Source organism: Kribbella sp. NPDC051586, assembly GCF_044453965.1.
GTDB lineage: Bacteria > Actinomycetota > Actinomycetes > Propionibacteriales > Kribbellaceae > Kribbella.
In genome coordinates, this window is the sequence record NZ_JBITDF010000005.1 from 150,435 (window position 1) to 173,063 (window position 22,629).

Here is a 22,629-nt window from a genome sequence, read left to right on the forward strand (position 1 = left end):
ATGGGGCCCTCCCGGCCTGGACCGAGGAGCGCAGGGAGCGGAGCGACCGGAGCGACGAGGGAAGGCCGGGAGCCAAGGGCCCCATGACACGCCGGTGCCGAAGGCCCGGCCAAAAGCACAGGAGACGATGTGAGCAGCACGGGACGAGCCGCTGAGGTCCGCCTGAGTATCCCGGCGGACGGTGCCTACATCGCCGTACCGCGAGCCGTGGTCGGCAATCTCGCTGCCCGCAACGACTTCACCGTGGACGCGATCGACGACCTGCGGATCGCTGTCGACGAGGCCTGCGCGCTGCTGCTGCCGGAGGCGGCCGACGGCGTGCTGGACTGCGTGTTCGAGATCGAGCCGCCGCAGCTGACCGTGCGCGCGAGCGCGCTGGTGCGCAGCGGCTGGATGCCGGACACCGACTCGTTCGGCTGGACGGTGCTGACCGCGCTGGTCGAGTCGGCCGCGGCGGAGACCAACGACGGCCGGCTGACCATCACCGTGACGGCGACCGCCACCGCGACGGAGACCCTGTGAGTGAGCGCAGCGAGCGAACGATGAGCAGAGCAGTGTCATCACTCGCGCCTGAGCCGAGCGCCGGCGAGGCTGCGGCGTGAGTGACGACCAGGTCCCGGGTGAGGCCCGGGAATCCATGGATCTGCGTACCCGGACGGCGGACTACTTCCGGCGGATGGCCGCCGCCGGCCCAGGAGACGCTGCGCACACTGCGGCGCGGGACGGCCTGGTTTCGCTGCACATGCCGCTGGTGGAGCATCTGGCCCGCCGGTTCCGCAACCGCGGCGAGCCGTACGACGACCTGGTCCAGGTGGCCACGATCGGCCTGATCAAGGCGATCGACCGGTTCGACTCCGACCGCGGCGTCGAGTTCTCGACGTACGCGACGCCGACGATCCTGGGTGAGATCAAGCGGTACTTCCGGGACAAGGGCTGGGCGATCCGGGTGCCGCGGCGGCTGCAGGAACTGCGGTTGTCGCTGACCGCGGCGACCGCGGAGCTGACGCAGGAGCTCGGCCGGGCGCCGACCGTGGCCGAGTTGTCCGACCGGCTCGGGCTCTCGCCGGATCTGGTGATCGAGGGCCTCGAGTCCGCGAACGCTTACAACACCTTGTCCCTGGATGCTCCCGATCAGAACGAGACCGACGCGACGACGGTCCTGGACGGTCTCGGCGGCGAGGACGAGGCGCTGGAGAGCGTCGAGTACAGAGAGTCGCTGAAGCCGCTCCTGGCACAGCTGGACACCCGGGAGAAGCGGATCCTGACGCTGCGGTTCTTCCGCGGTATGACGCAGTCCCAGATCGCCGAGGAGATCGGGATCTCGCAGATGCACGTCTCCCGGCTGCTCGCCCGGACGCTGACCGAGCTACGGACCGGTCTGCTGAAGGAATAGCCCCTTACAGCACCGGGTGATCGTTGGCCTCGCCACCGGCCAGGGCGTCGGTGGAGGCCTTCTGGAACACGCAGATCAGTACTGCGACGGACGCGACGGCGAGCGCGACCGTGACGGCCTTGGTCGACCCGCCCCAGAAGCTGTAGGCCACCAGGAGCTGGATCAGCTGCGTGAACACCGTCGGTCCGCGACTCCAGCGCACTGCCTTCCACAGACCGCGGGCGACGAAGCCGAGCGCAACGCCGTACACGAGGAAGAAGCCGGCTGTGGTCAGGCCGAGCACCAAGCGATCGCCATGAATCGTCAAGGCTTCGCCAATTCCCAGAACGATCAGCGCGAGGCCTTCCAAAGCGACCACTGCCGCAGCTAGCTTGAGCGGTCTCGGGACGGCGGCAGCTGGGGAGTCGATCGGCACTTCGCCAGCTTAGTGCCATGCTCCCGGCGGCCTCGCGGACCCAAGGCCCTACAGGGATTTGAGGGTTGTGCGTAACCAAAAGATGGTTGGAACGGTTACCTGCAGTGAACGGGCGATTGCGGAAGAACGGCTCTGTCCGATAACCGGATGGGGAGTACAACCCTGCGCCAGTTCCAAGTGTTAAGGAAGCGTTGTGATCGGATCGACAACTCCATAACCCTTGTTTCGATCCCCCAAGATTGGGAACATGGTCTCGTTCGTGAATGCGTTCACAACGCATCGCACCAAACCCCCCGGTGCGGGACGAACCGACGAGTACAGCACCGCTGATTGGGCACAGACCTACCCGTCAGCTTACGTCAACTACTGAGAGAGATGGGATCCGCCATGGATTGGCGCCACCGGGCCGTATGCCTCGACGAGGACCCGGAACTGTTCTTCCCCATCGGCAACACCGGCCCTGCGATCATGCAGATCGAAGAGGCCAAGCAGGTGTGCCGACGCTGCGACGTGCGTGAGCAGTGCCTGGCGTGGGCGCTGGAAGCCGGCCAGGACCACGGTGTCTGGGGCGGCCTGAGCGAGGACGAGCGCCGCGCTCTCAAGCGCCGCAATGCCCGCCAGCGCATTCGCACCGCCTGAGTAAGTCCTCTCGAGGCCCCGCGGGAAGCACCGCGGGGCCTTTGTGTTTCCCGGACCACGTCTTCAGTCCTTCACCGGGATGTCCAGAGTGACCTGGGTGCCGGGTTTTCCGTCGTGGCGGTTGCCGAACTCCAGCGTCCCGTCCAGCTCCCCGATGACGAGGGTGCGGACGATGGACAGGCCGAGGTTGCCGGACAGTTCGGAGTCGAAGTTCGTCGGCAGTCCCTTGCCGTCGTCGATGACGTTGACGTGCAGGCGTCCGACCGACCGCTCGGCGGTGAGCTCGATCCGTCCGGTCGCCTCTCCCCCGTCCCGCGCGCCGAAGGCATGCTCGACCGAGTTCTGCATCAGTTCGGTCAGCACCATCGCCAGCGGGGTCGCCACTTCGGAGTCCAGTACGCCGAACGTCCCGCTCCGTCGCGTCTCCACCGCGGTCGCGACCGTCGACACGTCGGCGACCATCGCACCGACCCGGTCGGCCACGTCGTCGAAGTCCACGTGCTCGTCGAACGACTCCGACAGCGTCTCGTGGACGATCGCGATCGACCCGACCCGCCGGACCGCCTCGGCCAGGGCCGCCTGGCCTTCGGGGACGGTGATCCTTCGCCCCTGCATCCGGAGTAACGCGGCGACCGTCTGCAAGTTGTTCTTGACGCGATGATGAATCTCCCGGATGGTCGCCTCCTTGGTGACCAGCTCCCGCTCCCGGCTCCGCAGCTCCGTGACGTCGCGGAGCAGGATCAGCGCCCCGACGTGGGCTCCGTCGGCCCGCAGTGGGATCGCCCGCAGGAACAGCGTCGCGTCGGAGTTCTCGATCTCGATCTCCTTCGCCGCCCGCCCGGTGAGCACCGACGCGAGCACGTCGTCGACCTTGTGTCCGGAATGCAGCAACTCCGCGGTCACGTCCTTGAGCCGCGAGCCGACGAGATCCGTGACGAGACCCATCCGCCGGTACGCCGACAACGCGTTCGGGCTGGCGAACGTCACCATGCCGTGCCGATCGACCCGGATGCAGCCGTCGCCGACCCGGGGTGTCGTGGACAGCAGCCGCTCCCCGCCGTACGGGAAGATGCCGTCGGTGATCATCCGGGCCAGGTCGGTCGCGCTCTGCAGGTAGGCGATCTCCAGGCGGGACGGCGTCCGGACGCCGAGCAGGTTGGTGTTCCGCGCGATCACCGCGATCACCCGGCTGCCTCGCCGGACCGGGATCGTCTCGACCCGGACGGGCACGTCGTCGCGCCATTCGGGATCGCCCTCGCGGCAGATCCGGCCGCCGTCGTACGCCTGGTCGAGCAGGTGGCGGCGGCCGCGCGGGATGAAGCTGCCGACGATGTCGTCCAGGTACGCGGTCGGGCCGGTGGTCGGCCGCATCTGCGCACCGGCCCAGAACCCGAGTCCTTCGGTGTCCGGCAGCCAGAGGACGAGATCGGCGAACGAGAGGTCGGCCAGCATCTGCCAGTCGGAGACGAGCAGCTGCAGGCGATCGAGGTCGGCGGAGTCCAGGGTGGTGTGGTTTCGGGCCACGTCGGTCAGAGACGGCACGATTCGATGCTACCGACGTTCTTATACCACCACTCGGAGTGGTCCGCTCGACAAGTTGGTGTAGACAGGTGTTAGTTGATTCAGCACGGATGAAAGGATGCTCGGGTGGAGTCGACGTACTGGCAGGACGTGATGGCCGCGGACTACGCGGTACCGCACGACCGTACGCTGACCGAGCTCACCGAGGAGCTCGTCCGCGGGCTGGCCAGCACCAACCCGCAGGTCCGTGACGCCCTGGCCTACCCGACGCTGGCCACCTGGCTCGAGCGCGGGGTGTACGACGACCTGCTGCCCGGGTTCGGCGACGGCCTCTGTGCCGGGCTGAACTACGGGCTCGGCGAGGACGGCACCGACTCGGTCTTCCGCCGCTCGTTCACCGCGCTGACGCTGGCGGAGGTCATCCACCGCGACAACGCCGAGTTCCTCGTCCACGACGAGGTCGTGATGCGCTGGGGCGACCGGCTGGCGACCTGGCTGCTGCGCGAGCGCGACCTGCGCGGGTACGTCAAGGACTGCGGCTGGGCGCATGCCGTTGCCCACGGCGCCGACGCGATCGGCGCGCTGGCCCGCTCCCGGCACTGCGACGCGGGCGTACTGCGGGCCCTGCTCGACGTACTCGCGGACCGGATCGTCAAGGACACGCCGTACCGCTGGGTGCACGAGGAGCACGACCGGGTCGCCCACGCGGTGATGACGATCCTGCACCGGAACATGCTGACCAGCGACGAACTGGAGCGCTGGCTGAAGCCGATCGCGGCGACCGCGGGCCAGCAGCCGTTGATGCACGAGACGCTGCCGGAGTGGCCCATGCCGGCCGTGTTCAACGCCCGCGGCGTCCTGCACGTCCTGCTCAGCCAGCTGGCGATCGGTGTGAAGGGTTTCCCGATCCCTGGCGACGACGAGCTCTTCGGCCGCCCGATCGAGGCCCGCGCCGACCTGCTGCTGATGCTGACCGAGGCCGTGCAGGCCTCGCAGCCCTACATCTACCGCCCGGCCACTAATCCGTCTTGAGCGCGGCGGTCGCGACCACGGCCCGGTGGTCCGTCCCCTCGATCGGGTACGTCGTGAACCGCCCGGGCTCGAACTGCCGCGTCACCACGACGTGATCGATCTGCGTTCGCAGTAGCGCGGGCTGGTCGGCCGGCCACGTGCCCTGCAGACCACGGCCGACGGTCGGTCCAACGCTGCGGCAATAGCCGCCCAGAGCGTTCCGGAAGTCCGCGTGGTCGACGGTCGCGTTGAAGTCCCCTGCAACTATCGTCGGCGCGTTCTCGGTGCACCAGTGGCGTACGTGCTGGAGGTCGTTCTTCCAGGTGGTCACGGAGTCGGTCAATGGCGGAAAACCGTGGTACGCGATCAGCCGGACCGGGCCGAGGTTCCCACCGGTCACGATGATGTTCCCGAAGGTCGTCCCGGGCTCGGACGCGAACGACACGTTTCCGAGTGACGAAGCCACGAGCACACTGGTCGCACTCTCGACCGCCGTGCTCGGCTGGGTCGTATAGCCCTTGTACTGCTGGTCCTGCAGCTGTGCCCGGATCTCCTCGCGGACGTCGACCTGTGCCTCCGGCAACGAAACCAGATCGGGCTTGCGGTCCCGGATGAGCTGGGCCACGTCCGCCGCGCGGGCTCCGCCGCCGAGGACGTTCGCGACCATGATCGTCAGCACCCGGGCGCCGGGCGGAGCGGGCCGCGCGCCGGAGAACTGCCGCGGCGCGACCAGCGCGCCGCCGACCAGGGCGAGCGAAGCGACGAGTACGGCGGCGATCCGCCACCCGCGTCGTACCAGCATCAGGAGCGCCAGCACGAAGGCCACGACCAGTCCTTGCGGCCGGAACGCGGCCAGCTGGGCGAACGGGGTCACCTCGTCCAGGCCGAACAGCTCCGGATACAGCGGCACGGCAACAATGAGCACGAACAACACGGAAAGCACGACTCGCCGTACGAACCATGCCTTTTCGTTATCCATGCACCAACCTGAAGGTCTAGTCGCTTGTGCTGACGAACGGTAGCGTGCTCCGGTGCGCCTGCTGTGTCCCGAGGAGGTTTGCAGTGTCTCGATTGTCCGCGGTCAGACCCGCGTACTGGATCTCCGGTGTGCTGCTGGTTGTGGCGGTCGTCGTACCGCTGCTCGTGCCGACGTACGCCAAACCGGATCCCCATCTGTGGGGGTTCCCGTTCTTCTACTGGTACCAGCTGATGTGGGTCTTCCTGTCCGCGATCCTGGTCAGCATCAGCTACCGGCTGCTCCGCGCCGAGGAGCGCAGGCGGCGGGCGGCCCAGGGCCTCGGTGACCCTGACGCGCCCGATGCCGCTGACGGCTCCACCGGCTCCGCGGGCTCGGCCGGCCCGGCAGCGAAGGAGGGTGAGCAGTGAACACCAAGGTCGACTGGGTGCAGCTGATCATCGTCGTCGTCATCTTCGGCGCCGTGACCGTGATGGGCTTCATGGCGGCCCGCTGGCGCAGTGCCGGTCATCTGGACAACCTCGACGAGTGGGGTCTGGGCGGCCGGAGCTTCGGCACGTTCGTCACCTGGTTCCTGCTGGGTGGGGACCTGTACACGGCGTACACCTTCATCGCGGTGCCGGCCGCCATGTACGCGACCGGTGCGATCAGCGGCTTCTTCGCCGTTCCGTACACGATCGTGGCCTACCCGATCGTGTTCGTCTTCATGGCCCGGCTGTGGTCGGTCTCGCACCGCCACGGCTATGTCACGCCGGCCGACTTCGTCAGTGGCCGGTACGGCAGCAAGGCGCTCTCGCTCGCGGTGGCGGTCACCGGCATCCTCGCCCTGATGCCGTACATCGCGCTGCAGCTGGTCGGCATGCAGGCGGTCTTCGAGACGATGGGGCTGGGTGGCAACAACACGCTGGCCAAGGACCTCCCGCTGCTGATCGCGTTCGCCGTACTGGCGGCGTACACATACTCCTCCGGGCTGCGGGCGCCGGCGATGATCGCGTTCGTCAAGGACTTCCTGATCTACGTGGTGATCCTGGTCGCGATCTTCTACCTGCCGCACGTGCTCGGCGGCTGGGACTCGATCTTCGGTGCGGCTCAGGAGAAGATGGCCAAACCGAATCCGGTCACGGGCAAGCCGACCGGATCGTTCATCCCCGGCAACGCGGGCTACGTGTCCTACTGGACGCTGGGTCTGGGGTCGGCCATGGCGCTGTTCATGTATCCGCACTCGGTGACCGCGGTGCTGTCGACGAAGACCCGCAACGTCGTACGGCGGAACGCGGCGATCCTCCCGGCGTACTCGCTGCTGCTGGGCCTGCTCGCCCTGCTCGGCTTCATGGCGATCAAGGCGAACGTGAACGTCAAGGGTCTGGACGGCCTGGCCAACCCGCAGCTGGCGATCCCGCGGCTGTTCGACCAGGAGTTCCCGTCCTGGTTCGCCGGGATCGCGTTCGCGGCCATCGCGGTCGGCGCCCTGGTGCCGGCGGCGATCATGTCGATCGCGGCGGCGAACCTGTTCACCCGCAACATCTACCGCGCGTTCATCAAGCCGTCGGCGTCACCGGCCGAGGAGGCCAAGGTCTCCAAGCTGGCGTCGCTGCTGGTGAAGGTCGGCGCGCTGATCTTCGTGCTCGCGATGGACAAGACGATCGCGCTGAACCTGCAGCTCCTGGGCGGCATCTGGATCCTGCAGACGTTCCCGGCGATCGTCGTCGGCCTCTACACCCGGTGGTTCCACCGGTACGCGTTGCTGGCCGGCTGGGCCGTGGCGATGGTGTTCGGCACGATCTCGGCGTACAACGTGGTGAACCCGGCGACCAAGAAGCACTTCGGTGGATCGCTGGCGAACATCCCGTTCACCAACACGCCGGCGTACATCGCGCTGACAGCGTTCGTGCTGAACCTGCTCATCGTGATCGTGCTGACGTTCCTGTTCCGGGCCCTGAAGGTGCCGGACGGGCAGGACACCACGCACCCGACGGACTACCTCGCCGACCGCGGCGACCCGGGTGTGGAGGACCTGCCGGAGATCCTCGACGACGGCGGAGCCGCAACGGCCAAGTCCTGACGTAGTTCCGGGTGACGGCGGTCCTTCGGGGCCGCCGTCATCTTTTTGCGCCGCCATCACTTTTTGAAGTTAAGTCGACACGCTGCGGGGTCAGCTTGCCCGGTTTCGGGCCGCGGGTTCGGCAGAATCGCACACGTGCTGCTGGTCCTCCTCGTCATGGTGATCGCTGCCGGGGCGGCGCTCGCGACCGGCGGCGGGTTCGGACGGCTGGCCGCCAACACGTTGACCGGCGTGCACTGGCTGGCCGCGGCCGCGATCGGGCAACTGCTCGGATCGCTCTTCGGCGGCACGGTGTACCCGGTCGGACTGATCGGGTCGGCGGTCTGCATCGCGGTCTTCCTGCGGCTCAATCTGCGCCATCCCGGCGTCGGCCTGCTGGCGTTGGGTTTCTTCAGCAACGCACTCGTCGTCGCGCTGAACGGCGCCATGCCGGTTTCGCTCGCGGCGCTGGCGCGTGCGGGCGTGGGTTCCGGTGTGGTGAGCGATCCCCGGCACGAGTTGTCCGATGCCGCGACGCGATTGCCCTGGCTCGGGGACGTCGTACCCGTGGCCCTTCCCGGGCTCGGTCAGGCCGTCAGCCCGGGCGACGTACTGATCGCCGCCGGCGCCGGCCTGCTGCTGTACGCCGGTATGGGCGCGTCGGGCCGCGTCCCCGCAACGGCTGCCCCCGTCTGGGACGAACTGGAGCCCTGCGCGGGCACTCCGGCGCTGCTCAGGCTGTCGCCCGAGGCTTGCTCAGAAGCGGAAGCCGCGGCCGATGACGCGCCTCAGTGACTCGACCACCACCGGGTCGTACTCCGCGCCGATGCCCAGCCCGATCGACTCCATCGCCTTGTCCGGCGACTGTCCCGAGCCCTCGCCCACCAGCTGTTCGTAGGCCAGGGCAACATTCACGATCCCGCTCTCGACCGGGATGTCCGAGTTGTTGGCCCGCCCCTGCCGGTACGGATCGTTGGAGTGCCTGACGATCTCCGCAACATGATCCAGCACCCCCGACCGCTCGATCACCGAAGCCCCGATCTCCGCAGCCCGCTGCCGCTCCTCCCGCGTCCGCAGCAACGAAGCCCCACCCGGACTAGGATCCGCCAACGCCAACTGCCCCACCCCGGACAACAACGCCGCATACTCCAACGCCTCCATCCGAGCCGGCGTCAGTCCAAGATCGTGCCCGAGCGCTACCGCAAGCTGAGCCGTCCGCGCGTTCTGCCCCGGGCTGCTGAAGCCCGCAATCTCCGTACTGCGGGCCATCGAGCGCACCGTCGTCCGATAGGTCCGCTGCGCCGACGCGAACCGCCTGAACGCAACCTGCGTCAGAAAGAGCGGCACAACAACCAGCGGCGGCCCCCACAGCCCCAGCAAAGACGTCCCGATAGCCAGCAGGATGCCACTGATGCCCATCGCCATCCCGATGCGTGCGGCAACCAATGCCTCGTCCCGCAGCGCCGCCGGGAAGGGCTGGTTGAACCGCTCGGTCGACTGCCCCGCGCCGACCAGAGCATCCAGCACGACGGCGGACAGCACCGCGAGCAACATCGCGCCGGTCAGCGTGATCGCAGATGTCCAGGAGCCGTCCCAGTACAGGTCGGTGGGCACCACCGCGGAAAAGACCGCGGCAGCCGCGGCCACCGACAGCACCCGCCGCGACGACACCACTATGTCCCACCGCAGGCCGGCGATGAGCCGGGGCATAACCCCTGCCAGCGTGGCCAGTCCGGCGACCGCGATGATCTGCGCGACATCCGGGGGAATCGCGACCTCGGGCGGACGGAGCAGCACATAGCCCAACGCCGCACTGGTCGCGATCGGCGCCCGGTTGCGGCTTCGGTCGACCCGGAACTGCACCATCTCACCGATGGCGATCAGCACCCCGAACGTCACGGCGTACGGCCACTCGGAGACGCCACGACGTACGGTCATGGCGAGCGCGATGACCCCGACAACGGCACCCGCGGCAAGGACGACCACCCCACTGCCCAGCCGGCGCACCTCGGTACCCTCTGGCGCGTTCAGGATCATCTAGGCGTCCGGTCCTGCCGCCGACCCGGAGGCGCCACCGCCACTGCCGAGACTCAGGTCGTCGTGGTCGATCGCGACCACCACGCTGCCGTCGGGCGCCGGCTGCTCAGCCGCCGCGGCCTTCCAGCCGTCCTTCCGGATCACCTCGACGAAGGCGTCCACCAGGTGCGGATCGAAATGCGTGTACCGGTCCTGCAGCAGGACCTCCAGGGTTTCGTCCACGCCCCGGGCCGGACGGTACGAACGCGTCGACGTCAGACAGTCGAACGCGTCGACGATGCCGATGATGCGGGCGAAGTACGGAATGTTCGCACCGGCGAGACCGGCCGGGTACCCCGTGCCGTCGTACTTCTCGTGGTGGTGCAGTACCGCGGACTTCACCTCCTCGAGGAACGGGATGTTGCCGATCAGCTCGACACCCCGGGCGGGGTGGAGCCGGATCGCGTCCATCTCGAAGTCCTCGAGGCGGCCGGGCTTCTGGATGATGCTCGTCGGTACGCCGACCTTGCCGACGTCGTGGAGCAGACCGGCGTGTTCCAGCGCCTGCTGGCGGTCGTCGGTCAGCCGCAGGTGCCGGCCGAGCATGCCGACTCCCTCGCTGACGCGCTCGGAGTGACCGCGGGTGTAGAGGTCCTTGGTCTCGATGACCTCGATGAAGGCTCGCATCGTCGCGGCCTGCGCGTTGCGCTCCGCCTCGTACAGGCTCAGCGTCCAGCGCGCGACCAGCAACGGCACGACGACCAGGAGTACAGCGAAGATGCCGAGGCCGCCGACCCAGACCACGGCGAGCAGTACGCCGAGCAGGCCGTAGCCCATCATCGGCAGAACGGTGGGCGCGGCAACGTGGCGGAGGAAGTCCAGCGGTGACGTCGCACCGCGATCGAGCCACAGCACCAAGCACATGAGCAAGGCGCTCACCGCGAGCCAGGTAACGATGGCCGCCGTGGCCGCAACCAGGGCACGTCCAGGTGCGTCCAACACGGCGTCTCCACGTACACCACCGGTACGAAGAAAAACCAGACCGGCTGCGCTGGCACACAGGACTGCCATCGCGCCGTTGAACACCCGTCGCATCAGGGGAAGGCGACGGTCTTGAGTAAGAGGCAACAACACCGAAACGACGACGGCCGCAGCCGGGCCGGACAGCAAGAACAGCGCGATGCCTACTACATAGTCGAGCGAAGCCCGCACCGGTCCAACCTTGGATCGCAGCAGGGCACCCAGCAGCAACAACAAGCCCAAAGCTATGGTGGCGGCGTCAGGCCTGGTATGAAACAGCGCGACAACAAGAGCCACGATGGCGATACCGGCGCTGAACGCCACCGTCATGCGCAGCGGCCAGCGGCTGTTCACCCGTGAACTCTAACCTTCACCACTCCCAGGCGTCACTACCAAACACGACACGTCACCTCCACTCAGCGGGTCGCAGTCTTACGTCCCGGGTATCGGTGGGACGTAGGGGGGCAGACAGCACGTCGCTGACTCTTCATCATTTTGCCTAAGCAGGCAGGCCGCGAAACACTGTAGGCCAGACCGTGACTCGCCGCATGACATGAGCGGTTGAGCGCCATATGAGAGACTGTGACTCTTTGCAGTTGTTTCAAGGAGGCTTAGGAATGGGTAAGACCGGTCGGAAGCGCCGTGGACGCAAGAAGAAGGCCGCAAACCACGGCAAGCGCCCGAACGCCTGAACGCAGGCGGCTACAGACAGCGAGGACCTCGGAGAAATCCGGGGTCTTTGCGATTTGGTCACAGCTTTACAGCAGACCACCTTTGCCAGAGGTTCTGTATTCAGAGAGTCTCCGAGCGCATACTGAATGCGATTATTCAAACGATCGTTGGATATTCATCCCCTTGACCCGGCTCCGGTCCGGTGCCGCTGTGGATAACGGCGAACGGCAGCCGGCGGATCCCCCTAGAGTTGGCCTCGGCAGGTTTCCGGTACTGACCGTATCCCGCCCGGATCCGAGGAGTGAGGGAGGTGAGTGAGCTGTCCACGCCGTCTGTGCCGTCTGTGCCGTCTGCGGCGTCCGTGCCGTCCGCGCCGCCGATGCCGACGCTGAGCGAGCTGTTGCGTACGTTCCGCACTCGGGCGGGCCTCACCCAGGCCGCCCTCGCCGAGAAGGCCGGGCTCAGCGAGCAGGCCATCAGCGTGCTCGAGCGCGGCACCCGCAGCCGCCCCCGGATGGACACCATCCGCGGACTCACCAAAGCGCTTGATCTCACCCCCGCCGAGGCCGACCAGTTCCTCACCGTTGCCCGAGGCAAGGGCAGCAAGCTCCCGCGCGCGTCGTCGGCGAATCCATCCGCAGTGGCTGATTCGATCCCGACACCGTGGCAGCTGCCGCCGGCCGCGGCCGACTTCACCGGCAGGGCTGCGCAGATCGACGCGATTCTCTCGGTCCTGCGCGAGACCAGCGGGACGAGCAGCACAGCAGTAGGCCTGGTCGCAGTGACCGGTATGGGCGGCATCGGCAAGACCACGCTCGCCGTCCAGGCCGCGCACAAGCTGGCCCCCAGCTACCCTGACGGCCATCTCTACCTGAATCTCCGCGGCTACGGCCCGGGGCAGCCGATGACGACCGCCGACGCCCAGCGCCATCTGCTGCGCTCGCTCGGCCTGGACGCTCGCTCGATTCCCGAGGACGTCGAGGAAGCGGCAGCACTGTTGCGATCCCAGCTGGCCGGGCGACGGGTGCTGATCCTGCTTGACAATGCCGCTGACGTCGCGCAGGTCCTGCGCCTGCTCCCCGGCAGCGCAGGATCGGCGGTGATCATCACCAGCCGAGGCTCGCTGGTCAACCTGCCGGGCGCCCGGCAGATCCTCCTCGACGCGTTGTCGGAGTCCGAGTCCGTCGATCTTCTGGCCGGGGTCATCGGACAGGACCGGGTGACCGCCGAACCGGACGCCGCGAAGATCGTTGCCTCGTACTCCGGTCGCCTGCCGCTCGCGATCCGCCTGATCGGTGGCCGGCTCGCAGCGCGGCCGACCTGGCCGATCCAGCACTTCGTCGACCTGTTGGAGGACGAAGAACGCCGGCTCGACAGCCTCGGTTCCGACGAGACCGGCGTTCGCGCGAGCATCGCCAGTTCTGTGCGTTTCCTCGAAGACAGCGACCGCGACGTCGACCGCCAGGCCGCTCGGGCACTGCCGATGCTGGCGGTGCCCGACGGATCCGACGTACTGACGGCTGTCGCCGCAGCCGTCCTCGGGGTTTCCGTGCGCCGCGCGGACGCGATCGTCGAACGCCTCGTCGATCTCAACCTGCTGGAGTCCGTTGCCCCGGCGCGCTATCGCTTCCACGACCTCATTCGCGCGTACGGCCGGGAGATCGCCGATCAGGTGTTGACCTCCGCCGAGCGGGACCAATGCCTGGCCCGGGTCCTCCGGTTCTACATCGCTGTCGGCTGGGCCAGTCAGTCGCTGACGCATCCCACCAGCCCACGGCTGCCGTTGGCAACCGTCCACAGCGACGATGTCCCGGCATTCCGTGACCGGGAGCAGGCCTTGCGTTGGGTGGACGCAGAGCAGCGGAACCTCATGGACCGCTTCCGGCAGGCGAGGCAGTCGACGCTGGCCGGCTCTGCTCTGTTCCCGGAGCTGGCCCTCGCCTACTTCGGATACCACGAGTCGCGCCGACGCTGGCGCGAGATGCGCGAGCTGAACGACGGTGCGGTCGCGCTCGCCCAACGGCACGGCCGGAAACAAACCGCGGCCTGGCTACAGCACGACGGCGCAATCCCCGTCGCGGAGAATGGTGACGCTGCCACCGCGAGCGAAGGGATCCTCGTCGCGCTGGCGATGTTCGAAGAGATCGGCGATTCCGTCGGCCAGGCACGCTGCTGCTCGTCCCTGGGCTACCTGCTCGGCCTGCTGGGTCGCGTCACCGAGGCCCTGGAGTACGGCGAGGCTGCGCTTGCCCTGAGCCGCAGGATCCAGGACGTGACGCTGGAAGGTGTCTCACTGATCGCCGTCGGCGGAATGCACGACCGCCTCGGGCACTTCGAGCGCGCAGACGAAGCACTTGCCCTGAGCATCGCAATGGCCGAGCAGGCCAACGACTCGCGGGCTCTGTTCAAGCGGTACCTGAACACAGCCTTCGCGCACCTCCAGGCCGGACGCTTCCGCGACGCCGTACCGTTCGCGCTGCAAGCCCTGAACGTTGTGGAGCAGGCCGGCGACGCGACCTTCCAGAGCGAGAGCCATCACCTGCTCGCGATCGCCTACGCCGCGCAGGGCGACTACGCAGCGGCAACCGCTCATATCGAGTTCGGGTTGCCTTTGGCACGGACTTCACACGATGTCGAGCGGGAAGGACGGCTGTACGCCGAACTCGCAAAGATCGATGCCGCTCGTGGTGACCGGACATCGGCCGCCGAACACCTGGACACGGCGATACGGCTTCTGCACAATTCGTCGGTCGTTTACGAGGCACACGCGCGAGAGGTCCTCGAGCTGCTCCACAAAGGCGAAATCGACAACTACGTCTTCACGGCCTTTTCCATCTGACCACGGAGCCGAAACTCAGTCGGTGGTCGTGATGGTGGTTTCTACCTGGATTTGGGTCAGGCGGAGGAGGATTTTCTGGCGGAGGGCGTCGGGGGCGTGGTCGGAGCCGCAGGAGCGGTGGACCAGTTTCTTGACGCAGCGTTCCAGGTCGTATTCGTCCAGGCAGGGGGCGCACTCTTCGAGGTGCTGCCGGATCTCGTCGGAACTGGCGTCCTCGAGTTCGTTGTCGATGAAGACGTAGACCCGCTGCAGGATCTCTCCGCAGTCGACGTCGTGGTGCTCGCCGCAGCTCACGACTCCTCCTTCTCCGCGTCCGCGTCGGTGCTCGCCGCGGTCGCGTCCGTACTCTCGTCCGAGGGCGGGATCAGGCCGCGATCCCGTGCGTAATCACCCAGCAGGTCACGCAGCTGGCGCCGGCCGCGGTGCAACCGCGACATGACGGTGCCGACCGGCGTGCCCATGATCTCGGCGATTTCCTTGTAGGCAAAGCCCTCGACATCGGCCAGGTACACAGCCAGCCGGAAGTCCTCCGGGATCGACTGCAGGGCCGACTTGACGTCGGAATCGGGCAGGTGCTCGAGAGCGACCGCCTCGGCCGACTTCAGCCCACCGGGAGTGTGCGACTCGGCAGCGGTGAGCTGCCAGTCCTCGATCTCCTCGGTCGGCGACTGCGTCGGCTGACGCTGGCGCTTCCGGTAACCGTTGATGAAGGTATTGGTCAGGATCCGGTACAGCCACGCCTTCAGGTTGGTACCCGGCGTGAACTGATGGAACGAGCTGTACGCCTTCGCGAAGGTGTCCTGCACCAGGTCCTCGGCGTCGGACGGATTACGCGTCATCCGCATCGCCGCGGCGTACATCTGGTCCAGGAAGGGCAGCGCTTCGCGTTCGAACCGCGCGGTGCGCTGCTCGGGTGTCTCGGTCGTGGTGGGAGTCGGCATCGTGATCGAGAATACCGGGGTCTTCCCAGTACTCCGCGCCGGAGCCTGTCTCGTCGCCATCATGTTGGTCACAACACGCCCGGTCGCGGGGCCATTCCCGGGCAGATCGCCGCCCGTTATCCGGACACCTCGCGGGTCACCCACTCGAACACGGCTTCGACCAGCAGGTCGTAGGTCTCCTGCTGATCCAGCTCGGCCCGCTTCGGCACCTTGAAGGCATGGTCGGCGTCCGGCACGACCGCCATCTCGGTCAGCGGCGGGAACTCCTCCGGCGTGCCGAACGGGTCCCGCTCCCCCTGTACGACGAGTGTCGGCAACCCTGCGCCCTGTAGCTCGTCCACCCGCGACTTCTCCGGCTTCCCGGGCGCATGCAGCGGGAACGACATCGCCAGTACGCCGGAAGCCCCCAAGCTGCTCGCCGTCCGGCAGGCCACCCGGGCACCCGCGCTCCGGCCGCCGATCACCAGCGGCGTGCGCACCCGCAGCTGCCCGATGATCGCGATCCAGGCCTCGTCGAGCACCTTCGGCGCGGGCGCGAGCTTGCGACCGGCGCGGCGCCACGGCTGCTCGATCAGGAACACGTTCATGTCCTGCTTCGGCAGCCGGCCGGCCAGCGCGGCCAGGTCACCCGACTCGATCCCGGCCCCGGCGCCGTGACCGAGGGCCAGCGTCGCCACCGGCCGGCGGGCCCGGTACGCGACGATCCGGGCCTCCCCGTGCGGCGTCCCCACAATGCGTTCGTCGGTCACCCGCCCATCCTGTCATCAGGGACGGGAATCGGTGGCCCCGAAACTCAGAACAGCCGGCCCCAGAACAATCGGCCAGAACAGCCCGGCCTCAGAACAGCGTGGTCTCCTCGGGCGCCGGCGGCTGGTCCAGCGGATCCACGCCGTCCGGCGGGAGCGGGTCGAGCAGATGGCGGCCGTTGTTCTTCACGGAGCTGACCGCCTTCGACACGGCGTACGCCTCGAGCCGGCCCGGTGCGGCCGGGACCAGGAGCTCGAGCAGGTCGTCGGTCTCGGACGACAGCGGGTCGAGCCACGCGTCGTACCGCTCGCGCTCGACGAGCAGCGGCATCCGGTCGTGGATCCGGCCGAGATCGTCGGTGGCGCTCGTCGTCAGCACCGTGCAGGTCCACAGCCAGGCGTCGTCGGAGTCCGGGTCCTCGACCGACTTGTCCCGCCAGATCTCGTACAGCCCGGCCATCGACAGGACGCTCCCGTCCGGCGGGTGGATGAAGTACGGCTGCTTGGCCGGCTTGCCGTTGACCTTCTCCTCGGCCGTGTACCACTCGTAGTACCCGTCGGCGGGCAGGATGCAGCGCCGGGTCTGGAACGCCTTCTTGAAGGCCGGCTTCTCCGCGACGGTCTCCATCCGGGCGTTGATCAGCCGGTTCCCGATCGAGGTGTCCTTGGCCCAGGAGGGCACCAGACCCCACTTGACCGTGGTCAGCTTCCGGATCGTCTCACCGGGCTGCTCGCGGTCCTTCCGCTCGACCACCGCGACCACCTGGTTGGTCGGAGCGACGTTGTAGTTCTCACCGAGCTCCTCGACCGACTCGCGCACGTTGCCCGCCTCGATCTCGAACTCCGCGACGAGATCGGACGGGGCCCGACCGGATGCATACCTTCCGCACACACCAGCAGCCTAGCGACCCGCACCGACAGAACCGGATCGACGACCACCCGGAGGGTCACCTCCGGGTAGCGAGATACAGTTAGTTTTGCTAACGAAATCTATCCGTGGGGAAGTGCCTCGTGAGTGCAGGCAGCAGGTTCGCGGTCGAGAAGGATCACCCCCACTACAAGTGGGTGGCGCTGTCCAACACGACGCTCGGGGTGCTGATGGCGACCATCAACTCCTCGATCGTGATCATCTCGCTGCCGGACATCTTCCGCGGCATCAAGCTCGACCCGCTCCGGCCCGGCAACGTCAGCTACTTGCTCTGGATGCTGATGGGCTTCCTGGTCGTGACCGCGGTGCTCGTCGTGACGCTCGGCCGGCTCGGCGACATCTACGGCCGGGTGAAGATCTACAACCTCGGGTTCGCCGTGTTCTCGGTGGGTTCAATGGCGCTGGTCTTCGACCCGCTGACCGAGAGCGGCGGAGCGCTCTGGCTGATCCTCTGGCGAGTCGTGCAAGGCGTCGGCGCCGCGATGCTGTTCGCCAACTCGACGGCGATCCTCACCGACGCGTTCCCCGCCGACCGCCGCGGCTTCGCGCTGGGCATCAACCAGGTGGCCGCGATCGGCGGCTCCTTCATCGGGCTGATCGTCGGCGGCGTGCTGGCGCCGGTCGACTGGCGCCTGGTGTTCTTCGTCTCGGTCCCGTTCGGCATCCTCGGCACCCTGTGGTCGTACCACAGCCTGCGGGAGACCAGCACCCGGTCGGCGGCGAGGATCGACTGGTGGGGCAACGCGCTGTTCGCGGTCGGCCTGACCGCGCTCCTGATCGCGATCACCTACGGGATCCAGCCGTACGGCGGCCACACGATGGGCTGGACCAGTCCGTGGGTGCTGAGCGGACTCATCGGCGGCGTCGTGCTGCTGGCGGCGTTCTGCGTGGTCGAGGCGCGCACGGCCGATCCGATGTTCGACATGGCGCTGTTCCGGATCAAGGCGTTCTCGGCGGGCAACCTCGCCGGTCTGCTGGCCTCGGTCAGCCGCGGCGGCCTGCAGTTCATCCTGATCATCTGGCTGCAGGGCATCTGGCTGCCGCTGCACGGATACAGCTTCTCCAGTACGCCGCTGTGGGCCGGCATCTATCTACTTCCGCTGACGGTCGCGTTCCTGCTCGCCGGACCGCTGTCGGGCTACTTCTCCGACCGGCTCGGCGCCCGCGCCCTGTCGACCGGCGGGTTGTTGCTGGTGGCCCTCAGTTTCCTCGGCTTCATGCTGCTGCCCACCGACTTCAGCTACTGGGCCTTCGCCGGGCTGCTGGTCCTCAACGGCGTGGGCTCGGGGCTGTTCTCCGCGCCGAACACCAGTGCGATCATGAGCAGCGTCCCGGCCAGCCGGCGCGGCTCCGCGTCGGGAATGATCGGCACGTTCCTCAACTCCGGTACGTCGCTGTCGATCGGCGTCTTCTTCACCCTGATGATCATCGGCCTGGCGCAGACCCTGCCGCGCACGTTGACCGACGGCCTGCGGTCCCACGGTGTCGCGCAGGCCGCGGCAGTAGCCATCGGCAACCAACCACCGGTCGGCAGCCTGTTCGCCGCGTTCCTCGGCTACAACCCGATCGGTACGGCGCTCAGCAGTCTGCCCGCGTCGGCCGTCAAGGGAGCCGACGTGAACATACTGACCAGCAAGGCGTACTTCCCCCAGCTGATCTCCCAGCCCTTCCACCACGGCCTGGTCATCGTCTTCTCGATCGCCATCGCGATGTCCCTCGTCGCCGCCGGCGCCTCACTCTTCCGGGGCCCGCGCTACATCCACGTGGAGCCGGAGGCGGTGCCCCAGACGGCCGCCGTACCCGACTGACCTCGGACAAGCGACGGTGGATCGCCCACCCCGTGTCGGGCGATCCACCGTCGGCGTGATGCGCCCGGACGCCCCCCTGTTGGCGGCCGGACGCAAGTCCTAAGGTCTGGTCAGCTCGTCGAGGAGCCGACCGGCCATCTCGTCGGTGCCGGGCAGTCCTTCGATCCAGATCCGGGCCAGCTGGGGTACGTCGGTGTCCAGCCGCCACTGGGTGATCAGGGCTCGTACCGTCGCGACCTGCTCCGGCAGGTTCGGCTCGCGGCCGACGAGCGCCGCCGCGCGGCGTGAGCCGACGCGACCCAGTACGTCACCGCCGCAGAAGACGATCCGCAGGCATTCCGCGACGTCGACGAGGCGGAGCTCGCGCTCGAACGGCGACGTACCCGCGGGATTGAGCGGTTCGACAACCACCAGTGCATGGGTTTGCGGTACGGAAGTTCCACGGAACTCCGCCTCTCGGTAGAGCTCGCCGAGCCGGGACCGCAGGTGCGCCAGGCTGGACAGCCCGGTCAGCGGGTCCTCGCACGACAGCGAGTGCAGGTAGACAAGTGAGGCCTCGGCCCAACTGGAACTGAGTGCGCGTACCGCATCGAAAGCCGGCTCGCCCCCGGCGATCGAGCGGTACAACGCACTCAGCCCATCAAGTGCCTCCACCAGCGAGACTCCGTCGGTCGCCAAGCGGCGCCCGACCTCGTCCGATGCAGGCACGACATCGGCCCCGTCCCGCAGCGCTTCCGCGATCGCGAGATAAGCGCTGTGGTCGATGCCAGCTGTGCCGTGCGGCTCCCTCCAACCGCGCGGTTGCTCCCCCGAATTTGTGGTGGACGACGCTTCCGGCCGGGTCCGGGCGGGCGACCCCGCCAGGTTCAGGGACTTGGCCGGACGCAGGTCGAACCGTCTGCGGAGATCCGCGAACAGCGACATGGCCCTCCTCGAAAAACAGCCCCGTCAGTCTCCCGACCGGTCGGCCGGAAGCGTCGTACGCCGAAGAGACAGCCCGTGACGCGGTTCATGACGCGGATTCGCAGAAGTTTTTTCGCGTAACTTCCGGGCCGGTCATCTCGTCAGACAAGGAGCACGGTTCGGCGTCAGGAAGGGTGCGCCAAATAGTGCGCACAGCCCGTCTCACGTGGGAGCCTTGTCTCCGGCAACAAAGTGACGGACCGTCACGTTGCCGCACAGACAGTCAGACCCACGGGGGAGATCAATGGAGACGCCGCCAGGCCAGCCGGAGGTAGCCGGCGACGCCGAACTGATCGCGCGCGTCCGCAACGGCGACCTGGAGGCGTACGGCGAGCTCTACGCCCGGCACCACCACGCGGCGGAGCGGATGGCCCGCCAGCTGGTCCCGGCCAACGATGCCGACGACCTGGCCAGCGACGCGTTCGCCAAGGTCCTGGACGCGCTCCGGGCCGGCGGCGGGCCGGACATCTCCTTCCGTGCCTACCTGCTGACGACGGTCCGCCGGGTGCACGTCGACCGGATCCGCTCCGGCAAGAAGGTGCAGTCGACCGACGACATCGCGTCGTACGAGCGGGAGCCCGAGACCTTCGACGACCCGACCGTCACCGGCTTCGAGAGCGGCGCGGCGGCCAAGGCGTTCGCCAGCCTGCCGGAGCGCTGGCAGGCCGTGCTGTGGCACACCGAGGTCGAGGGCGAGAAGCCGGCCGCGATCGCTCCCCTGCTCGGCCTGACTGCGAACGGCGTCTCCGCGCTCGCCTACCGGGCCCGTGAGGGTCTGCGTCAGGCGTACCTGCAGCAGCACCTGGCCGACGTCGCCGGGGACCGCTGCCGCTGGACGACCGAGCGCCTGGGCGCCTACGTCCGCGGCGGCCTCACCAAGCGCGAGAACCGGAACGTCCGCGAGCACCTGGACGACTGCGCGAAGTGCACCGCGGTCTACCTCGAGCTCGTCGAGGTCAACAGCGCGCTGCCGGCGCTGCTCGCCCCGGCCCTGCTGGGCACCGCGGGCCTCGGCTACCTGGCCGCCGCGTCCGGCGCGAAGGTCGGCCTGGTCGGCTTCGTCGTCACCGGCTGGAAGAAGGTCACCGAGAACAGCACCCGCACCGCGGTCGGCGCTGGTGCGGTCGTGGTCGTCGCGATCGCCGCAGTACTCGCGGCGATGGCGCTGACCGGCAACGACAAGCCCCAGGCGGCGATCGACAAGCCGCCGACGCAGCAGCCGACCCAGCCACCCGGGCAGAAGCCGACCGCGCCACCGGTCAATCCGACGGCGAAGCCCCCGGCGACCAAGCCGCCGGCGTCCAACCCGACGACGGCGCCGACCACGGCCCCCACGACCGCGCCGACGCAACCGAGCCCGACTCCCACACCGTCTGCGACCACGCCTGTCCCGACGCCCACGCCGACGACGCCGACTCCGACACCTACGAAGCCGACGCCGACCACACCGGTGCTCGACGAGGCCCTGGTGACGATCAGCATGCCGAGCGGCGGCGGGAGCCCGGCCAACCGCGAGACCGCCGCCGCTGCTGCCGGCGGGATCAGGTTCGTCATCACGATCAAGACCCCGGCCGCGAACGCGAATCCGGTGGTGATCGGGCTCAAGTACGGCGGCGAGCTGGACTGGCCGCTCACCGGCAACCCGCCGGGCTGGACGTGCGCCGCGGCAGCCGGCACCTGTACGGCGAGCAACCCGGCCGCACCGGCACCGCTGCCGGTGACCTTCGACGCCCCGACGGGCGGCTCGGCCGCGGAACGGACGTTCACCGTCTCGGCCAAGACCGGCCGGCTGTACGACGACGACTCCGCGACTGTGAAGGCCGCGCCGAGCACCGACGAGAACCTGCTGAAGATCCTCGACGGCAAGGCCGACCCGGACGTCCACCACCGGATCATCACCGTTGCCCCGCGCACCGACCGGACCAAGGTGACGCTGAAGCTCAGCTACGGCTCGGCGCTGGAGTGGCCGATCGCGGCGAAGCCGGCCGGCTGGACCTGCTCGTCGAGGACCAGGACGTGTACGGCGTCGAACCCGGACAAACCGGCTCCCCTGCCGGCGAACTTCGACGTACCCGACGACTCGTCGACCGCCGCGCGGACGTTCACCGTGGCCGCGACGGCCGACCTGGTCAGCGACACCGACACCGAGGTGCTGCCGGCGGTCCAGCAGGACGAGTCGCTGCTGCAGATCCTCACGCCGACGCCGCAGACCGACCCGAACCCGTTCGTCTACAACCGGTTCCTCAAGGTCAACGGCGCCGCCGGGCGGAAGGTGACCCTGGACATCTCCTGGGGCCGCAACCTGGTGTTCCTGCCGTCGTGGGACAGCGGCTGGACGTGCGAGCGGACCACCGACATCCGGCGCGCGACCTGCTGGACGAGCAACTACAAGAAGCCGCTCAACTCGGAGTGGAACGCGTGGCTGCCCGGCAGCGGGTCGAACAACGCGCTCAGCGTCCATGCCAGGGTCGGCGGCCGCGAGGACACCGACACCGCGCAGATCCCGCCGACGTCGTCCCGCCGGTGAAATGCGGTTGCCCGATCGCTTATCCTGGATCTGTTCGCGCTGACGGAACCAAGTAGCGCCGTACACCACGTTCGAGAGAGTCGCCGGTAGCTGTGAAGGCGGCACGTGGAGCGGTCGCGAAGACACTCCCGAGCGGATGTTGTGCAAGAGGCCAGGCCCGTCGGGTCTGGTGA

General features: G+C 68.1%; 21 protein-coding genes. 11 read left to right on the top strand and 10 right to left on the bottom strand.

Translation table 11 applies throughout. The features are described 5' to 3' along the window. Positions 1–129 precede the first annotated feature (129 nt). Complete coding sequence (locus ACIA58_RS34240; RefSeq protein WP_396407989.1) at positions 130–522, top strand: anti-sigma regulatory factor; 393 nt, start codon at positions 130–132, stop codon at positions 520–522. 115 nt (positions 523–637) lie between these two features. Continuing rightward, the gene (locus ACIA58_RS34245; protein WP_396408711.1) at positions 638–1,393 is read left to right on the top strand and encodes an RNA polymerase sigma factor SigF; all 756 of its coding nucleotides are present in this window, start codon (positions 638–640) and stop codon (positions 1,391–1,393) included. A gap of 4 nt (positions 1,394–1,397) precedes the next feature. Here the strand turns inward: ACIA58_RS34245 and ACIA58_RS34250 are convergent, their stop codons facing one another. Then, on the bottom strand, positions 1,398–1,808 hold the full coding sequence (locus ACIA58_RS34250) for a hypothetical protein (protein ID WP_396407990.1): 411 nt from the start codon (positions 1,806–1,808) through the stop codon (positions 1,398–1,400). Between the two features lie 387 nt (positions 1,809–2,195). Here ACIA58_RS34250 and ACIA58_RS34255 point away from each other — a divergent pair, with 387 nt between their 5' ends. Further along, complete coding sequence (locus tag ACIA58_RS34255; protein ID WP_130383822.1) at positions 2,196–2,447, top strand: WhiB family transcriptional regulator; 252 nt, start codon at positions 2,196–2,198, stop codon at positions 2,445–2,447. A gap of 63 nt (positions 2,448–2,510) precedes the next feature. On the opposite strand, the gene ACIA58_RS34260 is transcribed toward ACIA58_RS34255, so the two are convergent. Continuing rightward, positions 2,511–3,989 (bottom strand): sensor histidine kinase, encoded by a 1,479-nt coding sequence (locus tag ACIA58_RS34260; protein WP_396407991.1) that lies wholly within the window; start codon positions 3,987–3,989, stop codon positions 2,511–2,513. Positions 3,990–4,094: 105 nt separating this feature from the next. On the opposite strand from ACIA58_RS34260, the gene ACIA58_RS34265 reads away from it, so the two are divergent. Further along, the gene (locus ACIA58_RS34265) at positions 4,095–5,000 is read left to right on the top strand and encodes a DUF2785 domain-containing protein (protein WP_396407992.1); all 906 of its coding nucleotides are present in this window, start codon (positions 4,095–4,097) and stop codon (positions 4,998–5,000) included. Here ACIA58_RS34265 and ACIA58_RS34270 read toward each other — a convergent pair. Next, positions 4,987–5,958, bottom strand: a complete 972-nt coding sequence (locus ACIA58_RS34270) for an endonuclease/exonuclease/phosphatase family protein (protein WP_396407993.1) — start codon at positions 5,956–5,958, stop codon at positions 4,987–4,989. The genes ACIA58_RS34265 and ACIA58_RS34270 overlap by 14 nt on opposite strands. Positions 5,959–6,041: 83 nt before the next feature. Here ACIA58_RS34270 and ACIA58_RS34275 point away from each other — a divergent pair, with 83 nt between their 5' ends. The 3 genes from ACIA58_RS34275 to ACIA58_RS34285 all read left to right on the top strand — a co-directional run bounded on the left by ACIA58_RS34275 (position 6,042) and on the right by ACIA58_RS34285 (position 8,791). Continuing rightward, on the top strand, positions 6,042–6,365 hold the full coding sequence (locus tag ACIA58_RS34275; protein ID WP_396407994.1) for a DUF3311 domain-containing protein: 324 nt from the start codon (positions 6,042–6,044) through the stop codon (positions 6,363–6,365). A 62-nt stretch (positions 6,366–6,427) separates the two neighbouring features. Next, positions 6,428–8,017 (top strand): monocarboxylate uptake permease MctP, encoded by a 1,590-nt coding sequence (gene mctP / locus ACIA58_RS34280; protein ID WP_396408712.1) that lies wholly within the window; start codon positions 6,428–6,430, stop codon positions 8,015–8,017. Positions 8,018–8,152: 135 nt separating this feature from the next. Next, complete coding sequence (locus tag ACIA58_RS34285; protein ID WP_396407995.1) at positions 8,153–8,791, top strand: DUF5317 domain-containing protein; 639 nt, start codon at positions 8,153–8,155, stop codon at positions 8,789–8,791. On the opposite strand, the gene ACIA58_RS34290 is transcribed toward ACIA58_RS34285, so the two are convergent. Both ACIA58_RS34290 and ACIA58_RS34295 read right to left on the bottom strand, forming a co-directional pair. Then, complete coding sequence (locus ACIA58_RS34290; RefSeq protein WP_396407996.1) at positions 8,753–10,033, bottom strand: HD-GYP domain-containing protein; 1,281 nt, start codon at positions 10,031–10,033, stop codon at positions 8,753–8,755. The genes ACIA58_RS34285 and ACIA58_RS34290 overlap by 39 nt on opposite strands. Continuing rightward, a complete protein-coding gene (locus ACIA58_RS34295; RefSeq protein ID WP_396407997.1) occupies positions 10,034–11,386 on the bottom strand; it encodes an HD-GYP domain-containing protein in 1,353 nt (450 codons plus the stop codon). A 263-nt stretch (positions 11,387–11,649) separates the two neighbouring features. Between ACIA58_RS34295 and ACIA58_RS34300 the strand changes: the two genes are divergently transcribed. Together ACIA58_RS34300 and ACIA58_RS34305 are read left to right on the top strand one after the other, a co-directional pair. Then, entirely contained in the window at positions 11,650–11,724 is a 75-nt protein-coding gene (locus tag ACIA58_RS34300; RefSeq protein WP_396408713.1) for a 50S ribosomal protein bL37, read from the top strand. 290 nt (positions 11,725–12,014) lie between these two features. Continuing rightward, entirely contained in the window at positions 12,015–14,543 is a 2,529-nt protein-coding gene (locus ACIA58_RS34305; protein WP_396407998.1) for an ATP-binding protein, read from the top strand. Between the two features lie 15 nt (positions 14,544–14,558). Here ACIA58_RS34305 and rsrA read toward each other — a convergent pair whose 3' ends face one another. The 4 genes from rsrA to ACIA58_RS34325 form a co-directional block, all read right to left on the bottom strand. Then, on the bottom strand, positions 14,559–14,837 hold the full coding sequence (rsrA, locus tag ACIA58_RS34310) for a mycothiol system anti-sigma-R factor (protein ID WP_130439634.1): 279 nt from the start codon (positions 14,835–14,837) through the stop codon (positions 14,559–14,561). Beyond that, positions 14,834–15,484 (bottom strand): sigma-70 family RNA polymerase sigma factor, encoded by a 651-nt coding sequence (locus ACIA58_RS34315; protein WP_396407999.1) that lies wholly within the window; start codon positions 15,482–15,484, stop codon positions 14,834–14,836. The genes rsrA and ACIA58_RS34315 overlap by 4 nt, the downstream gene beginning before the upstream one ends. Positions 15,485–15,600: 116 nt before the next feature. Then, on the bottom strand, positions 15,601–16,233 hold the full coding sequence (locus tag ACIA58_RS34320) for an alpha/beta family hydrolase (protein WP_396408000.1): 633 nt from the start codon (positions 16,231–16,233) through the stop codon (positions 15,601–15,603). Between the two features lie 88 nt (positions 16,234–16,321). After that, positions 16,322–17,122 (bottom strand): SOS response-associated peptidase, encoded by an 801-nt coding sequence (locus ACIA58_RS34325; RefSeq protein ID WP_396408001.1) that lies wholly within the window; start codon positions 17,120–17,122, stop codon positions 16,322–16,324. A gap of 119 nt (positions 17,123–17,241) precedes the next feature. Here ACIA58_RS34325 and ACIA58_RS34330 point away from each other — a divergent pair, with 119 nt between their 5' ends. Continuing rightward, positions 17,242–18,966, top strand: coding sequence for an MFS transporter (locus tag ACIA58_RS34330; RefSeq protein ID WP_396408002.1), 1,725 nt, complete (start codon positions 17,242–17,244; stop codon positions 18,964–18,966). Between the two features lie 99 nt (positions 18,967–19,065). On the opposite strand, the gene ACIA58_RS34335 is transcribed toward ACIA58_RS34330, so the two are convergent. Next, positions 19,066–19,890, bottom strand: a complete 825-nt coding sequence (locus ACIA58_RS34335) for a hypothetical protein (protein ID WP_396408003.1) — start codon at positions 19,888–19,890, stop codon at positions 19,066–19,068. Positions 19,891–20,173: 283 nt separating this feature from the next. Here ACIA58_RS34335 and ACIA58_RS34340 point away from each other — a divergent pair, with 283 nt between their 5' ends. Beyond that, positions 20,174–22,456, top strand: coding sequence for a sigma-70 family RNA polymerase sigma factor (locus ACIA58_RS34340; RefSeq protein WP_396408004.1), 2,283 nt, complete (start codon positions 20,174–20,176; stop codon positions 22,454–22,456). The last annotated feature ends 173 nt before the right edge of the window (positions 22,457–22,629 follow it).

Bases quoted from the DNA above. Each gene is read 5' to 3' on its own strand.
- ACIA58_RS34245 (WP_396408711.1), top strand. From the start codon at position 638: ATGGATCTGCGTACCCGGACGGCGGACTACTTCCGGCGGATGGCCGCC.
- ACIA58_RS34255 (WP_130383822.1), top strand. From the start codon at position 2,196: ATGGATTGGCGCCACCGGGCCGTATGCCTCGACGAGGACCCGGAACTG.
- ACIA58_RS34270 (WP_396407993.1), bottom strand. From the start codon at position 5,958: ATGGATAACGAAAAGGCATGGTTCGTACGGCGAGTCGTGCTTTCCGTG.
- mctP (WP_396408712.1), top strand. From the start codon at position 6,428: ATGGGCTTCATGGCGGCCCGCTGGCGCAGTGCCGGTCATCTGGACAAC.
- ACIA58_RS34290 (WP_396407996.1), bottom strand. From the start codon at position 10,033: ATGATCCTGAACGCGCCAGAGGGTACCGAGGTGCGCCGGCTGGGCAGT.
- ACIA58_RS34315 (WP_396407999.1), bottom strand. From the start codon at position 15,484: ATGCCGACTCCCACCACGACCGAGACACCCGAGCAGCGCACCGCGCGG.
- ACIA58_RS34335 (WP_396408003.1), bottom strand. From the start codon at position 19,890: ATGTCGCTGTTCGCGGATCTCCGCAGACGGTTCGACCTGCGTCCGGCC.
- ACIA58_RS34340 (WP_396408004.1), top strand. From the start codon at position 20,174: ATGGAGACGCCGCCAGGCCAGCCGGAGGTAGCCGGCGACGCCGAACTG.